At 67.4% G+C, this 15,884-nt stretch carries 13 protein-coding genes; 8 read left to right on the top strand and 5 right to left on the bottom strand.

All coding sequences use genetic code 11. The features are described 5' to 3' along the window. Nucleotides 1-146: 146 nt before the first annotated feature. The 3 genes from C8J44_RS06075 to C8J44_RS06065 form a co-directional block, all read right to left on the bottom strand. Nucleotides 147-1,157 (bottom strand): PhoH family protein, encoded by a 1,011-nt coding sequence (locus C8J44_RS06075; protein WP_121886138.1) that lies wholly within the window; start codon nucleotides 1,155-1,157, stop codon nucleotides 147-149. A 403-nt stretch (nucleotides 1,158-1,560) separates the two neighbouring features. Further along, nucleotides 1,561-2,877, bottom strand: a complete 1,317-nt coding sequence (miaB, locus tag C8J44_RS06070; RefSeq protein WP_121903668.1) for a tRNA (N6-isopentenyl adenosine(37)-C2)-methylthiotransferase MiaB — start codon at nucleotides 2,875-2,877, stop codon at nucleotides 1,561-1,563. Nucleotides 2,878-3,080: 203 nt separating this feature from the next. Then, complete coding sequence (locus C8J44_RS06065; protein WP_121903667.1) at nucleotides 3,081-6,002, bottom strand: pitrilysin family protein; 2,922 nt, start codon at nucleotides 6,000-6,002, stop codon at nucleotides 3,081-3,083. Nucleotides 6,003-6,168: 166 nt separating this feature from the next. Here C8J44_RS06065 and C8J44_RS06060 point away from each other — a divergent pair, with 166 nt between their 5' ends. From C8J44_RS06060 to C8J44_RS06025, 8 genes are all read left to right on the top strand, one after another. Next, entirely contained in the window at nucleotides 6,169-6,894 is a 726-nt protein-coding gene (locus tag C8J44_RS06060) for an aspartyl/asparaginyl beta-hydroxylase domain-containing protein (RefSeq protein WP_121903666.1), read from the top strand. A 107-nt stretch (nucleotides 6,895-7,001) separates the two neighbouring features. Continuing rightward, a complete protein-coding gene (locus C8J44_RS06055; RefSeq protein WP_183128706.1) occupies nucleotides 7,002-8,045 on the top strand; it encodes a patatin-like phospholipase family protein in 1,044 nt (347 codons plus the stop codon). A 213-nt stretch (nucleotides 8,046-8,258) separates the two neighbouring features. Then, a complete protein-coding gene (locus C8J44_RS06050) occupies nucleotides 8,259-8,831 on the top strand; it encodes a NifU family protein (protein WP_056050182.1) in 573 nt (190 codons plus the stop codon). Continuing rightward, nucleotides 8,831-9,424 (top strand): malonic semialdehyde reductase, encoded by a 594-nt coding sequence (locus C8J44_RS06045; protein WP_121903664.1) that lies wholly within the window; start codon nucleotides 8,831-8,833, stop codon nucleotides 9,422-9,424. The genes C8J44_RS06050 and C8J44_RS06045 overlap by 1 nt, the downstream gene beginning before the upstream one ends. Before the next feature lie 113 nt (nucleotides 9,425-9,537). After that, the gene (gene tsaB, locus C8J44_RS06040) at nucleotides 9,538-10,155 is read left to right on the top strand and encodes a tRNA (adenosine(37)-N6)-threonylcarbamoyltransferase complex dimerization subunit type 1 TsaB (protein WP_121903663.1); all 618 of its coding nucleotides are present in this window, start codon (nucleotides 9,538-9,540) and stop codon (nucleotides 10,153-10,155) included. Continuing rightward, nucleotides 10,155-10,643 (top strand): GNAT family N-acetyltransferase, encoded by a 489-nt coding sequence (locus C8J44_RS06035; protein WP_121903662.1) that lies wholly within the window; start codon nucleotides 10,155-10,157, stop codon nucleotides 10,641-10,643. Before tsaB ends, C8J44_RS06035 begins: the two co-directional genes overlap by 1 nt. 74 nt (nucleotides 10,644-10,717) lie before the next feature. Continuing rightward, nucleotides 10,718-11,140, top strand: a complete 423-nt coding sequence (locus tag C8J44_RS06030; protein WP_056047123.1) for a Fur family transcriptional regulator — start codon at nucleotides 10,718-10,720, stop codon at nucleotides 11,138-11,140. Nucleotides 11,141-11,204: 64 nt separating this feature from the next. Then, complete coding sequence (locus C8J44_RS06025; protein WP_259466726.1) at nucleotides 11,205-11,858, top strand: 1-acyl-sn-glycerol-3-phosphate acyltransferase; 654 nt, start codon at nucleotides 11,205-11,207, stop codon at nucleotides 11,856-11,858. A gap of 238 nt (nucleotides 11,859-12,096) precedes the next feature. Here the strand turns inward: C8J44_RS06025 and C8J44_RS06020 are convergent, their stop codons facing one another. Next, nucleotides 12,097-13,884: a long-chain fatty acid--CoA ligase gene (locus C8J44_RS06020; protein ID WP_121903660.1), complete on the bottom strand. Its 1,788-nt coding sequence runs from the start codon at nucleotides 13,882-13,884 to the stop codon at nucleotides 12,097-12,099. Nucleotides 13,885-14,117: 233 nt separating this feature from the next. Then, nucleotides 14,118-15,860 carry a gamma-glutamyltransferase gene (gene ggt, locus C8J44_RS06015; RefSeq protein ID WP_121903659.1) on the bottom strand — a complete coding sequence of 581 codons (1,743 nt, stop codon included), beginning with the start codon at nucleotides 15,858-15,860 and terminating at the stop codon, nucleotides 14,118-14,120. Nucleotides 15,861-15,884: the final 24 nt, after the last annotated feature.

Below are 15,884 nucleotides of genomic sequence, written 5' to 3'. Positions count from 1 at the left end.
GCGTAGGGAATACCCACGGTCCTAATCCTGCGTCATGCCGGGCTTGTTCCGGCATCCACGGTTCCGCACGATCGAGAGAGCTGATCTGCGGAACCGTGGACCCCGGAACAAGTCCGGGGTGACGGGGTGATTTGGATATGGCCGCGTTAGATTTGGTCGTCCTTGCCCTCGTAAGCCTCGACGACGCGCCCGACGATCGGATGGCGGACGACGTCGCCGACGGTGAAGCGGCACATCGAGATGCTCTCGAGTCCCTCCAGTCGCCGGACCGCATCGCCAAGCCCCGAGGCCGCGACACCGCCCGGGATATCCACCTGCTTTGGATCACCGCAGATCACCATCCGGCTGTTCTGGCCGAAACGCGTCAGGAACATCTTCATCTGCGCGGGCGTGGTGTTCTGCGCCTCGTCGAGGATCACGAACGCATCCGCCAGCGTCCGCCCACGCATGAACGCGATCGGTGCGACCTCGATCTCGCCGCTCGCGATCCGGCGCTCGACCTGCTCCGCGGGGAGGCAATCGTACAGCGCATCGTACAGCGGGCGCAGGTACGGATCGACCTTCTCCTTCATGTCGCCGGGCAGGAACCCAAGCCGCTCACCCGCCTCGACCGCGGGGCGCGACAAGATCAGCCGCTGGACGCTGCCGGTGATGAGCTGCTGCACCGCCTGCGCGACAGCGACATAGGTCTTGCCCGTCCCTGCCGGCCCGAGCGCGAAGATCATGTCGTTGTTGGCGAGTTCGCGCATGTAGTGTGCCTGCGCTGGCGTGCGCGGCACGATCGTCTTCTTCCGCGTCCGGATCATGATCGGCGGCGCGCCACCGCCGCCCGCATCGGCGCGAATGATGCCCTCGAGCACGGGCTCGTCCGCCATCGCGATCGACGCGTCGACGAGACCGGTGTCGACGTCCTCGCCGCGCTGGATCCGGGCATAGAGATCGTGGAGCACGTCGCGCGCCTTGGCGACCTGTTCGGCGGTGCCCTCCAGGCCGATCTTGTTCCCTCGTGCGGTGATGTAGACGCCGAGGCGATTTTCGAGCGCTACCAGGTTCTGGTCGTACTGGCCGAACAGCCGGACGAGCAATTGGGGCTTGTCGAACAACAGCTCGACTCGGGCGCGGTCACCGGACTGGGCGGGAACGGGTTTACGGCTCATACGGTCCTTTCAGGGTGTCAAAGGTTACGCCTGGAAGCGTCGAACCGTAACCTTTGAAAGGAAGATGAGCACGCCAAGCGACGCGTTCAAGCCGCGCCGGAGCGCTGGCCGAGAGATGATTCGAGTCGCGTGGGCGAAGCTGCATCGGGGGCGAGTGTGACAGGCGATCCGGATGTAGGACAGCAAAATCGCGGGGGTTCGTGTGGAGGTTCGATACGATCTTCACTGGGCCCGACAGGCCCCGATCAAAAGTCGGATATCAGCAGACAATCGTTCCCGTCATCCTGACGAAAGTCAGGATCCAGAGCCGCGCGGAGCGCCCTCGGTTACCCTGGATCCTGACTGTCGTCAGGATGGCGGAGGGTGGAAAGGGGCGCGTGGACGATCACCAACCGTCCCGTCGTTACGCCGCCTCGCGCACGCGCTCCACGCCAGTCAGCGAATTGGGTCCGGCAGCGGCCAGCGTCACCGCCACCAAGTCGCCGATCGCGTGGTCGCCGATCAAGTGGACCGATTGCAGCCAGGGGGACTTACCGATCAGTTGCCCGGGAAGCTTCCCCGCACGCTCGAGCAGGACCGAGCAAGTCCGCCCGACGGTGGCGGCGTTGAAGGCGTGCTGGTCGCGGTTGAGCGCGGCCTGGAGGCGCTGGAGGCGTTCGTCCATGACTGCTTCCGGGACCTGTTCGACGATCGACGCCGCAGGCGTGCCGGGGCGGGGGCTATATTTGAAGCTGTACGCCTGCGCATAGCCGACCGCGTCGACCAGGCTCAGCGTGTCCGTGAATTCGGCGTCGGTCTCGCCGGGGAAACCGACGATGAAGTCGCCCGACAGCGCGATATCGGGGCGGACTTCGCGGACCCGGTCGAGCAGGCGCAGGTACGAGTCGCGCGTGTGCGAACGGTTCATCGCCTTCAGCACGCGGTCGCTGCCGGATTGGACGGGCAGATGGAGGAACGGCATCAGGCTCTCGATGTCGCGATGCGCGTCGATCAGGCCCTGCGTCATGTCGTTGGGGTGGCTGGTGGTGTAGCGGATCCGCGCGAGGCCGGGGATGCGGTCGAGGTCGCGGATCAGGTCGTGCAGCCCGCGCTCATTCTCCGACCACGCGTTGACGTTCTGGCCGAGCAGCGTGATCTCGCGCGCACCGGCGTCGACCAGCGCCTTCGCCTCGTCGACGATCGCCGCAAACGGTCGGCTGATTTCCGCGCCTCTCGTGTAGGGTACGACGCAATAGGTGCAGAACTTGTCGCACCCTTCCTGCACGGTGAGGAACGCCGAGGGCGCGACCTTCCGCCGTGCCGGCAGCGCGCCGAACTTCGACAGCAGTGGCATGTCGGTGTCGAGCGACGGCGTGCCCGCGGCGGCCTTGGCGACGAGGTCGGGGAGGTTGTGATAGGCCTGCGGGCCGACGACGATATCGACCTTGGCGCGGGTGAAGATCTCCTCGCCCTCGGCCTGCGCGACGCAGCCGGCGACGGCGATCATCGGCGTCTTGCCGGACTTGCGGCGCTGGTCCTTCCGCAGCCGGCCGATGTCCGAATAGACCTTTTCGGTGGCGCGTTCGCGGATGTGGCAGGTGTTGAGGACGACGACGTCGGCATCGACCGCATCGGCTTGCGTCAGGCCCTGGGCGGCCATCAGTTCGGCCATGCGCTCGCCGTCATAGACGTTCATCTGGCAGCCGAACGACTTGACGTGGAAGGTTTTGGGAGGGGACATGTCGGTGCCCCTACCAAATTTGCGCGCAAGTGGGGAGGGGGCTCTCTAACCCCTCTCCCCCTCGGGGAGAGGGAGGGGCCCGCCCGCTCTTGCGGGTGGGAGGGTGAGGGGTGTGAGGCTCGGATCGTGCGCCCCAAAGCCCCTCACCCTTCCGTCGCCAAGTGGCTCCTCCCTCCCTCTCCCCGTGGGGGAGAGGGACTAGTTCACTTCTTCGCTGGAACCGCAGCCGGCACGACCGCCATCGTCCAGTCCTTCTCCGGCCGCAGGTATTTCGCCGCCGTCGCCTGCAACTCCACCGGCGTCGTCGCGACCAAGTCCGAAGCGATCCGCTGCGTCGCCGCGATCCGGCGCGGATCGAACGTCGCGCCGCCGAGCTGCTGCAACCAGAACTGGTTCCCCGTCGAGGCGCGCAGGATATACTGCCCCATCGGCTTCTTGATCCGGTCCAGCTCGTCCGCCGCGATCGGCGTCGACACCAGTTCCGCCGCGATCTGCCGCGCGATCTGGAAGAAGAACGACACCTTGTCCGGCGCGACCTGACCGATCGCGACCATGCGGCCACCGGTGGTCATGCCCACCGGCCACTGGCTCGACACGTTGGGGCTGTAGCTCGCGCCCGCTGCCTGCCGCAGTCGCTCGAACAGCCGATCGCTGAACACCTGCGCCAGCACGTCGAGACGCCGCGCCTCGACGATGTTGTCGATCCCGCCGCCGGTCGGCCACGCGATCACCGCCGCCGCCTGGTTCTCGGGGCCGGTATGCGCGCGCATCACCGGCGTCGTGTTGTGCGCCGGGAAGCCGACCGGCGCACCGACCGTCGACACCGCTGTCCGCGGCGCCATCGCCCCGAACGACTTCGCCACCGCCGCGATCGCCTCCTCGGTCTTCACGTCGCCGAAGATCGAGACCTCGATCGGTCCGGTCTTCAGGATCGGCTCCCAGAACGCGCGGAAGTCCTTCGCGTTCAGCGCCTCGACGGTCGCCTTCGACGGGGTGCCCCAGCGCGGATCGCCCGCTCGCAGCAGGCCTTCGAGGTCGCGCGACAACACGCCGTCGGGCGACGAATCATAGCCGGCGAACCCCGCCAGCGCAGCGACACGCGCCCGCGCGACCGGTGCCGGATCCCAGGCCGGGAACGTCAGTTTCGCAGCCATCAGCCGCAACTGATCCGCGTAATCCGCGGGCGACGTGATCGCATTCAGTGTGAACGCATCGTCATCGATCCCGAAGTCGAGACCGATCCGCCGCCCCGCGGTCAGCTGATCGAGATCGCCCTGGTCGAGCTTGCCGATACCCCCCGCGACCAGCGCGAGATCGCCCGCCCAGGCCGGCGTCGGCCGGTTCGACGGGATCGCGGTATAGCCGCCGCCGAACCGCACGCGCACATAGACGCGCCCGGTCTCGCCCGAGTTGGGGAACAGCAGCACGCGCGTGCCGTTGGCGAAGTTCACCTGCTCCATGTCGAACGCGGCGATCTTCTCGCGGCTCGCGACGACGCCCGGCCTGCCGAGCGACGGCAGCTTCGAGAAATCGACCGCGGCCTGCGCGCGGCGCTTGCCGGCCAGCCCCGACACGTCCGCCTTCAGCGCCGTCGCCAGCTTCGTCGCGGCGCCGGCATCGGGCGTCTGCGTATTGACGAGAGCGCGCGTGATGCCTTCGAAGATCGCCTTGCTCGATGCGAGCAGCGTGGCGGGCGTGAACATGCCCTTCGCCTTGGCGTCCTGCAGAATCTTGTACGACGTCTCCGGCCCCGCGACCGTCTCGCGGATGTCGAGCGCGCTGGCCATATCGTCGGCCTGCTTCGATCCCGCCTCGACCTTGGCGGTCTCGACGCTGGTCCGCATGATCGTGTCGAAATCGGCATATTCGCGGTCGACTTCGGCCTGGCTCGGCGCGTTGGTCTGCGCGTCGGCGATCACCGCGCGGACGTCCTTCAACGCCGCTTCCCAGTCGGTCCCGATCGGCACGATGTTGACGCTGGTCAGGTTCGCCGACCGCGATACGTCGTCGATCGACACGCCCGCCTGCAGGAAGCTGCCGCCGGCGCGCGCGCGCGTTTCGAGGCGGCGACTGATCAGCCGCGTCGCCAGCACGTCGACCAGCCGCTTCTGGTTCATGATCGCGGTGTCGTCCTTATACTCCCACGGCCGGACGACGCCGAGCGTGACCACCGCCGGTATGGCCGGCTCGGCGATCGACGCGGCGACCGGCGCTTTAGGATCGGGCTTGCCGAAGCTGGGCGCAGGGGTGAACGGGTCGGTACGCTTCCAGTCCGCGAAGTTCTTGACGATCAGCCGCCCGAACAGCGCCGGGTCCATGTCGCCCGAGATGATGACGACGGTGTTCTCCGGCCGATACCAGCGGTCGTGAAACGCCTTCACGGTCACGCCGGTCGCCGCCTCGAGCGTCTTGATATTGCCGATCGGCGAGCGATCCGCGAGCGGCTGCCCGGCAAAGAACGTCGCGCGGATCGCATCGCCGAACCGCACCTGCGGCCCCGGCTGCTCGCGCTGTTCCGCCAGCACGACCGGACGCTCGGCGGTGACCGACGCATCGGTGATCGTCGGCTTCTCCATCATACCCGACATGATCTTCAGGCTCTCGTCGAGCCCGGTTTCAGTCGCCGAGGGCAGGTCGAGCTTGAAGGTGGTCGATGTCGGCGTGGTCTGCGCGTTGGTGTCAGAGCCGAAGGTCGCGCCGAACCGCTGCCACACGCGTTTCGCCTCGCCGTCGGGGACGTATTCGGAGCCGCGGAAGGTCAGATGCTCGATGAAATGCGCGAAGCCGCGTTCGCTGTCGGTCTCGTTGAGCGACCCCGCATCGATCCGCACGCGCACCGAAACCTGCCCGGGCGGTACGCCGTTCTTGCGCACCGCGAACCGCATGCCGTTGGGCAGGGTGCCGAACTTCCACTCGGGATCGCGGGTGAGATCGCTGCCCTTGTAGAGCCACGCGGTCGTATCGATCCCGGTCAGTTCGGGAAGCGTCGGCGTTTCCTTGGCCCCCTCCGTAGCGGGCGTGGAGGCGGCCTGCTGCGTCGCCATCTGCCCACTCGCCGGGATGGCGAGGCCGAGCACGAGGGGAAGCAGGATGGGAGCGCGGTACAGGCGCGGAAAGGATAGCATCGTGCATCTCTAGCGCCCCCGCGCGCGCATCGCCAGCGCCGCGCCTTAGATCGCCAGCGCCAGCCTCAGTCCGCCGCTGCGGCGCCATCATTTCGTCCAACACCTGCGGTATGCCGCACTCCAACACGGGGATCGGCGCGGGGACGTGCCGATATGCAGGGTAGCGATGACGGTCGGAGCCGAACTGGGGCAGTCTTCATTGTGGCGGGATTCGGGCGGGTCGGCCGTACGGCGCAGCGTTCGCGTTCCCGATGTGAACGTCATCTCTAGCGCGTCGACCGCGGGCAAAGCCGACCGCCCCCTAGTTGCCCGTATCGGCGAGCATTTGCGTCGCGCGTCCGACCGGGTGATCGCGTCGTCGTCGTTGGTCGCCAACGATCCGGTGCTCGACGTTCGCGACTTCCCGTGGACCGCGGGGTTGCGCGACGACTGGGCGGCGATCCGCGACGAAGCCATCCGCGTCGCGCTGCCAGCCGAGGCATTGCCCGGCGGCGCGACGATCGAGCACACTCTCGCGCGCTGCCCGCATACGGCAGCCGCGGTCGCGCGTATCCCCGGCCTCCACAGCGCGTCCTTTTCAGTTCTCGCGCCCGGCACGCACATTCCCGAGTGCCGCGGCGCGACCAAGGGCCTGATAACCTGCCACCTCGGCCTGATCGTCCCGCGCGACGGCGACGTGCGGATGCGTGTCCACGACCGCACCGTTCGCTGGGCCGAAGGCGAGACGCTGGTGTTCGACGACACGTATCGGCACGAGGTCTGGAACGACACGCGCGGCACGCGGGTGGTGTTGCTGATCCATTTCGAACGGCCGCTGCGCAATCCCGGCAAATGGATTGCAGACCTCGTCCTGCGCGTCGCCCGCCGCTCTGACCCAGCCCAACTATCCTGATCCCTCAGCTACAGACTTGACGCCGGGCGGATCGAACCAAACCGGACCGGTCTTTGCAAACCGCGCGGCCGTTTGCTGATACGCCGTACTGGTGGGGAGAAATGGCCGTGGCCAAGGATCGCGCGACACCGAGATACATGCTGACGATCGACGGCGGTGGGATACGCGGGCTGATCCCCGCGCTGATCCTCGCCGAACTCGAGAGGCGGATCGAACGGCCGCTGCACGAATGCTTCGACCTGATCGCAGGCACCTCGACCGGCGGGATCATCGCCGCCGGCCTCACCGCGCCGAGCCAGGCGGACAAGACCAGGGCGGCGTGTACGGCCAGCGATCTGGTCGATTTCTACCGCACCGACGGCAAGCGGATATTCCCGCATATCCTCGGCCTGTCGCAGCGGCTGCCGGGCTTTCCCTACAGCGCCCGCCCGCTCGAGAAGATTCTCGCCGCGCGGATCGGTACGATCGCGACGACGCGCGACGCGCTGACCAACATCGTCATTCCGGCCTACGACATGATCGGGCGCAAGGCCGTCTTCATGGCCGGCGGCCCCGATTACCCCGTGGATTCGGCAAAACCCGAGCGCGTCTTCCCGCTGCATGTGGCGGCCCGCGCGACCTCGGCGGCACCGACCTTCTTTCCCCCCGCGGCCATCCCAGCGACCGCGGGGGGCGGCTCGGTCAGGGCGGAACCCGCGCTGCTGCTGATCGACGGCGGCGTCTTCGCCAACGACCCGACGATCGCGGCGATCATCGAGGCGCGCAAGCTCGGCTGGCATCTCGGCGATCTGGAAATCCTGTCGCTCAGCACCGGGGCCTCCGACCGGCCCTACAGATCCGCGGGCCACTGGTCGATCTTCGGCTGGGTCAATCCGCTGCGCCGCGTGCCGATCTTCTCGATCCTGATGCAGGCCGGCTCCAGCACGATATCGTACCAGGCCCGAGAACTGGCGAGCGACGGCCATTATGATCGCGCCGATATCCCGCTCACTCTTAATGGGGGCGGGCTGGACGATGCCACCCCCGAGCATCTCGCCGAGCTGACGGGACTGGCCAAGACGTGGATAGGTGAGAACGAGGATGTCCTTGCGCGCTGGGCCGCCAAACTCAGCCCCAAGCGGTCCGATCCCTCGCTCCCCCTCGCGGCCTAGTCTGTCGAAGAGCAACACCACCGCATATCAGCCGCACAGTGATGCCTGACCCAACGGGACAGCCCCGGCACGGAAGCCACGATGCGAGAGCTCTGGCATAGGAACCCCAGCGCGCCGGCCCCGGCGCGACAACAAAGCGGTGCTCGGCGCCCGAAAGAAACCGTTTCCCGTTCCGCGCTTGATCCCTCGCGCCCGCCGGGCCACATGACCCTCATGCTCATCGAAACGGAATCCACCCCGAACCCCTCGACGTTGAAGTTCCTGCCGGGACGCACCGTCATGGACGCCGGCACGCGCGACTTCGCCACCCCCGAGGAGGCCGAGACCAGTCCGCTGGCCGAGGCGATCTTCAATCTCGGCGACGTGACCGGCGTGTTCTTCGGCCGCGATTTCGTGTCTGTGACCGCCGGGCCGGGCGTCGCCTGGTCGGACCTGAAGCCCGACGTGCTCGCGATCCTGCTCGATCACTTCTCCGCCGCGATGCCGCTGTTCAAGCCCGCGCGCGCCGGCTTCTCGGTGCCGTCGGACGAGCCCGCGCTGTCGGATGACCCGGCCGATGCCGACATCGTCGCGCAGATCCGCGAACTGATCGACACGCGCGTCCGCCCTGCGGTCGCCAACGACGGCGGCGACATCGTCTATCGCGGCTTCGACAAGGGCAAGGTGTTCCTCCAGTTGCAGGGCGCGTGCGCAGGCTGCCCGTCGTCGAGCGCGACGCTCAAGAACGGCATCGAGCAGCTGCTGAAATATTATGTCCCCGAAGTCACCGAAGTGAGAGCCGTCTGATGCGTCAGAAACTCGACGATACCGTTCTCGACTCCGTCTTCCGCGATGCCCGCAGCTATAACGGCTATACCGATCAGCCGGTCGCCGAGTCCGAGCTGCACGCGATCTGGGACCTGATGAAATGGGGCCCGACCTCCGCGAACCAGTTGCCCGCGCGCCTGATCTGGGTGACCAGCGACGAGGCCAAGCAGAAGCTCGCCGACGCGTGTAGCGCGCAGAACCAGCCGAAGATCCTCAAGGCCCCCGTGTCGGTGATCATCGGCATGGACACCAATTTCCACGAACACCTCCCCGAGCTGTTCCCCCACGCCGATGCGAAATCTTGGTTCGACGGCAACGCCGAACTGCGCGAGGCGTCCGCGTTCCGCAACTCGACGTTGCAGGGTGCGTATTTCATTATTGCCGCGCGGATGCTCGGGATCGATACCGGGCCGATGTCGGGCTTCGACGCAGGCAAGGTCGATGCGGCGTTCTTCCACGATACACCCGCGGTGCGGACCAACTTCATCTCGACGCTCGGCCACGGCGACCCCGCGACGATCTACGCCCGCTCGCCCCGCCCCGACTTCGCGAAGTTCAACAGCATCGCTTGATAATAGCCCTCTCCCCCTCGGGGAGAGGGTTGGGTGAGGGGCTGTTCCAGGCGACGCACTGCTTGACTGCCCCTCACCCTAGCCCTCTCCCCGAGGGGGAGAGGGAATAAGACGTGCGCACGCTAGTCATCGAAACATCCACCACCGCCTGCTCGGTCGCCCTCATCGACGACGGCGCCGTCACTGCCCGCGCGCACGACGTCGTCGGCCGCGGCCACGCCGAGCGCCTCATCCCGATGATCGCCGAGCTCCCTAACGGAGGCCGAGCCGACCGCATCATAGTCGATTGCGGCCCCGGCAGCTTCACCGGCGTCCGCGTCGGCATCGCCGCCGCGCGCGGCCTAGCGCTAGGCTGGGGCGCGGAAATCGCCGGCTTTTCCTCGCTCCCGCTCATCGCCGCCGCCGGTTTCGCCGACCGCTTAACCGACGATATTGCGGTGATCATGGAAGGCGGGCATGGCGAGGTCTTCATGCAAGCGTTCTCCGCCGATCTGTCGCCGCGATCCGACATGGTATCGCTGAAGCCCGACGCCGCGCTCGCCGCGCTGGCAGGACGGCGCGCAGTCGGCAACGGCGTCCGCTGGCTCGCCGCACTCGACGACGGCTTGGACCTCACCGAAGCGCTTCCCGACGCAGCCTCCGCGATCCTGCTGCCCGCAGCACTGACTGCCCTCGCGCCAAGCCCGATCTACGGCCGCGCGCCCGACGCCAAGCCGTCGGTCCCGAAATAATGGCCACGCGCCAGGCCGCCACGCGCACCGTCACGCTCCGCACCGGCGACGCGCGCGATCTCGCGATCGTCGACGCGCTGATGACCGATGCGTTCGACCCGCGCTACGGCGAGGCGTGGACGCGCAGCCAGTGCCTCGGCGTGCTTGCACTGACCGGCGTCCACCTGACGCTCGCGTTCGTCGACGATTTCCCCGCCGGTTTCACGATGACCCGGTCGGTCGCCGACGAGGCCGAACTCCTGCTGATCGCGGTCGCGCCCGACTATCGCCGCCGCGGCGTCGGCACCGCGCTGATCCGCGCGGCGATCGCCGATTGCTCGGTCGGTAGCATCGCCAAGCTCCATCTCGAGGTCCGCGCCGGCAACGACGCGGTCAAGATGTACGATGCGCACGGCTTTACCAAGGTCGGCGAACGCCGCGCCTACTACCGCGGCAAGACCGGCGTCGCGTACGACGCACATACATACTCGAAAGATATCAACAGCTAAGGCTTATTGCGAGTCACTATCCCTTTTCGCAACAGCGCGGAGGCCCTACATGGCACTCAACGAGGGAATGACACATGCCGCGCAAGATCGATCTGGAAGCACTCTGCAACGAGAAGGGCCTGCGCATCACCGAGCAGCGCCGCGTCATCGCGCGCGTGCTGTCCGAGGCGGACGACCATCCCGACGTCGAGAAGGTCTATGAGCGCGCTTCGCAGATCGACCCGGGCATCTCGATCGCGACGGTGTACCGTACGGTCCGCCTGTTCGAGGAAGCCGGCATTCTCGACCGCCACGATTTCGGCGATGGTCGTGCGCGCTACGAGCCTGCGCCCGAAGCGCATCACGATCACCTGATCGACGTCGAGAGCGGCAAGGTCATCGAATTCGTCGATCCCGAACTCGAGCAGTTGCAGAAGGCGATCGCCGAGAAGCTCGGCTTCCGGCTGGTCGACCACCGCATGGAACTCTACGGCGTCGCGCTCACCCGCAAGGACTGACGCGATCGGCCAGATCCGCTTTGGCGCGCGGCTGGCGGCGCTGCTGCTGGCGCTGGTCCTGGCGTTGCCGCTGCATGGGATGTGGCGGCTGTTCGGGCGAAAATCGCCTTGGCCCCCGCGGTTCCTGGGACTGGTCGCGCGGATCGTCGGTGGTCGGGCGCGGGTGGTCGGGACGCCGCTTCGCCACGACGTCGTCTTCGTCTCGAACCATCTGAGCTGGATCGACATCCTCCTCCTGTCCGGCGCGACCGGTAGCGCGTTCGTCGCCAAATCCGAGCTTCGTGCTGCGCCACTGGTCGGCTGGCTCTGCACGCTGAACCACACCATCTTCGTCAGCCGCGGCGACCGCATGGCGGTGACCGCCCAGATCGCGCAGATCCGCGATGCGCTGGCCGCGGACTGGCCCGTGACGCTGTTTCCTGAGGGGACGACAGGCGACGGGACGATGCTGCTCCCGTTCAAGGCCGCGCTGCTCGCCGCGCTCGACCCACCGCCAGCGGGCGTCAAGGTCCAGCCTGTCCGCATCGATTATAGCGCGGCGACGAGCGAACTCGCCTGGATCGGCGACGAGCCCGGCCAACATCACGCCGCGCGCGTCCTGAAACGCAAAGGCAGTTTCGTCGCGACGTTGCACTTCGCCGAGCCGTTCGATCCCGCGCAATACGGCGACCGCAAAGCGATAGCCGCCGAAGCCCGCCGCCGCATGGAAGCGCTGTAAGCCGCGAACCCAGACTGTTTCCCCGCGAAGGCGGGGACCCAGACTGGACTCCCGCCTTCGCGGGAGAACAAGGGGGGCGGGTTCTGTCCTAGCCCAACCAAGCAACACCACCCCGGCGAAGGCCGGGGCCCAGTTGGGGTACGGTGCTGGTGAAGCTCCGTGCTCCGTTATTACAACCTTTCCAACTGGGCCCCGGCCTCCGCCGGGGTGGGGCCATTTGCCTGAACAGCCCGTAACCTCACCCCGAATACAAACCGTCCAGCCGCTCCCCATACGCCTGCTTCAAAACATGCCGCCGGATCTTCAAGCTAGGCGTCAACTGCTCGTTCTCGATCGTGAACGGCCCGTCCGCCAGTACGAAGCGGCGTATCCGTTCGGTCACCGTAAGCTCCTTGTTCACGCGCTCGACCGCCGCGCCCAGCGCCGTGCGGAACTCGCTGTTCTCCGCCAGCCGCGCGAAGCTGCACGCGTCGCCGTTGCCCGCACACCATTCCTGCGTCCACTCCGGATCGGGCACGATCAGCGCGACCATGTACGGGCGCTTGTCGCCGGCGATCATCGCTTGCGCGATTTCGGGCTGGAGCGTCAGCATGCCCTCGACCTTTTGCGGGGCGACGTTCTCGCCCTTGTCGTTGATGATCAGGTCTTTCTTGCGGTCGGTGATGCGGATCCGGCCGCGATCGTCGATCTCGCCGATGTCGCCGGTGTGGAGCCAGCCGTCCTTCAGCACCTTGGCCGTCTCGGCGTCGTTGCGCCAATAGCCGTGCATGACGAGTTCGCCGCGCACCAGGATCTCGCCGTCCTCGGCGATCCGCACCTCGGTATCCTTGAGCGCAGGGCCGACCGAGTCCATGCGGACGCCGGCCTTGGGGCGGTTGCAGGATATGACGGGGGCGGCTTCGGTCTGGCCGTAACCTTGCAGGAAGGTGAGGCCGAGCGCCTCGAAGAACAGGCCGACTTCGGGGTTGAGCGGTGCGCCGCCGGAGATCATCGCCTTCAACCGGCCACCGAACTTCTTCGAGATCTTCGGCTTGAACAGCGTGGCGACGGCGGCCTGCATCGGGCGGTCGATCAGGCGGAGGCGACCGGCATAGCGCTTGCCGCCGATGTCGAGCGCCTGGCGCAGCAGATACGCCGACGCGCCGCCCTGTTTCTCGATCGTCTTCGAGATGCGCGTACGGAGGACTTCGAACAGGCGGGGGACGACGAACATGATCGTCGGCCGCGTCTCCTCGATGTTCGCGGCGAGCTTTTCCAGGCCTTCCGCGTAGTAGATCTGGCCGCCGAGCGAGATCGGGAAATGCTGGCCGCCGGTGTGTTCGTAGGCGTGGCTCAAGGGGAGGAACGAGAGGAAGACCTCGTCGTCCCAGCCGAAATCCTCCGAGATGACGGACGCGCAGCCGGCGCAATTGTGAAGGATCGCGCCGTGGTGCTGCATCACGCCGCGTGGCGCGCCGCCGGTGCCCGAGGTGTAGATGATGCAGGCGAGGTCTTCGCGTTCGAAGTCGGCGCGGGCGGCGGCGGTCTCGGGCGCGGTCTGGTGCGCGGCGATCAGCGCGTGCCAGTTGTGGAAGTCGATCCCGGCGGGGACCTTCATGTCCTCGAACCCGATGACGGTCTGCGCCTGGTTCGAGCGGATGACCGCGGGGAGGAGGGTTTTCGCAAGTTTCGCGGTCGAGACGATGATCGCGCAGGCGCCGGCGTTCTCGATGATGTGGAGATGATCGCGCTCGGTGTTGGTGACGTAGGTCGGCACAGTGATGCACCCCGCCGCCATGATCGCGAGATCGCTCAGGCACCATTCGGGGCGGTTTTCGCTGACCAGCATCACGCGGTCGCCGCGTTTCAGGCCGATCGCGGTCAGTGAGGTCGCCAAGCTCGCGACCTGCCGAGCGGCTTCGGCCCAGCTGGTGGCGAACCAGGTGCCGCTCGTCTTGGTCCAGAGGAACGGCGCGTCACCCTTCTCCGCGGCGCGCGCGAAGAACATCGTGACGAGGTTCGGGAATCGTTCGAGCTGGCGGGCCATTGTCTCTCCCTGGGCGCTGTGCCGTTGCGCCTTGTACGACGCGATTCTGAGCGTTGGTCGGTTAGTGCGTCATAACCGACGGGGGCTCAACCCCAACCTCTGCCAAGGGCTTGGCACCTCCCCGGCGGAGGCCGGGGTCCAGTTGGGAAGGTCGCAGTAACGACGCGCGAACGTCAATTAGCAAGGTCCCCCAACTGGACCCCGGCCTACGCCGGGGAGGTGAAGTTTGGTTGTTACTCCGGTGCGCGCTGGAGGGCGTCGACGCGCTGGATCTTGGTAACGGTACCGTCCTCAGCGATCGCGACACCTTCGCTACGGGGATCTGCCGCGCCGACCCACTTGCCGCCGACGCGCTCGATCGCGTTCGCTTTCAGGCCGAGCGCCGCGACCTGCACAGTCTCGCCTAGCGCCCGCAAGGCTGGGACCATCGCCTCGCGCTCCGTGCCCTTTTCGGCGGCGGCGACGTGGCCGGGGGCGTAGAGCAGTCCGAGCGCGATCGAGTCCTGTGCCGACAGTTTCCAGTCGACCACGCCGATGATCGCCTTCGCGACCTGCGCGATGATCGTCGAGCCGCCCGCCGCGCCAACCGCTAGGCGGACTTTCCCGTCGGGGCCGTAGACGATCGTCGGCGACATCGAGCTGCGCGGTCTTTTGCCACCCTCGACGCGGTTGGCGACGAGCGCGCCGTCCTTGACGGGCACGATGTCGAAGTCGGTGAGCTGGTTGTTGAGGACGGTCCCGTCGACGGTGATGCCGGAGCCGAAATAGCCCTCTACGGTGGTGGTCACCTCGACGACGTTGCCGCGGGCGTCGACCGTCGCGATGTCGGTGGTGCCGGGGACTTCGCTGACCGGCGCGCGGCTGCGGGCAGGGGCGCCGGGGGGCGTGCCGGGAGCGACGTTTGCCATCGTCTTCGCGGGGGAGATCAGTGCGGAGCGCGACGCGAGATACTTGGTGTCGAGCATGCCCTGCACCGGCACGCGGACGAAATCGGGATCGCCGACGTACAGATCGCGGTCGGCATAGGCGAGGCGCGAGGATTCGGCGAACAGGTGCCAGGCTTTCGCGCTGTCCTTGCCGAGCTTGGCCATGTCGAAGCGTTCGAGCTGCTTCAGGATCATCAATACGGTGATGCCGCCGGACGAGGGCGGGCCCATCCCACACACGCGGTAGACGCGGTATTTGACGCACACCGGCGGGCGCGACTTGGCGTCGTAGCTCGCGAGGTCGCCGAGCGTCATCTTCGAAGGATTGCGCGCGGCGGTGTTGACCGCGGTGACGATCTTCTGCGCCTCGGGACCGACGTAGAAGCTGTCGGGGCCCTGGGTGGCGATGCGCTGGAGGAGGGCGGCCTGCTGCGGGTTCTTGATGACCGCGCCGATCGCGACCGGCGAGCCGTCGGGGGCGGAGAAGAGCTTTCGCGTCTCCGACGTGATGTGGTCGCCATACGCCGTCATGCCGTTGACGAGGCGGGGGGAGGCCTGGAAGCCGTTGGTCGCGAGGCGGATCGCGGGGGCGAAGAGTTGCGCCCAGGGGAGTTTGCCCGAAGCGCGGTGCGCGAGCGCCATGCCGCGGAGTGCGCCGGGGATGCCGACGCTGCGACCGCCGGGGACTGCGTCGCTGTGGCTTAGCGGCGTGCCGTCGGGGGCGTAGAACCAGCGTGCGTCGGCTGCGGCGGGGGCCTCTTCGCGCGCGTCGATCGTGCTGAGGGCGCCGCCCGCCGCGTGGGAAATCCAGAAGCTGCCGCCGCCGATGCCCGAGCTTTGCGGCTCGACGACGTTGAGGGCGAGCATCGTCGCGATCGCGGCGTCGGTGGCGCTGCCGCCGGCGCGGAGGATCTCGACGCCGGCGGCTGCTGCGCGCGGGTCGGCGGCGCTGACCATGCCCTGGTCTTTGGCCGGGGCGGGGGCGGCTTGGCGCGCCTCTGCGGTGGCTGCGGGGACGAGGAGGGCGAGCGCTAGGAGAGAGGTCTTCATCGAGCGCGAGCCTAGCGCGGTTCG

It is taken from the genome of Sphingomonas sp. PP-CE-3A-406 (assembly GCF_003688625.1).
In the GTDB taxonomy this organism is placed as follows: Bacteria; Pseudomonadota; Alphaproteobacteria; order Sphingomonadales; family Sphingomonadaceae; genus Sphingomonas.
The sequence above is the reverse complement of the archived record's forward strand: the minus strand, read 5'-3'. Positions and strand labels throughout refer to the sequence as shown.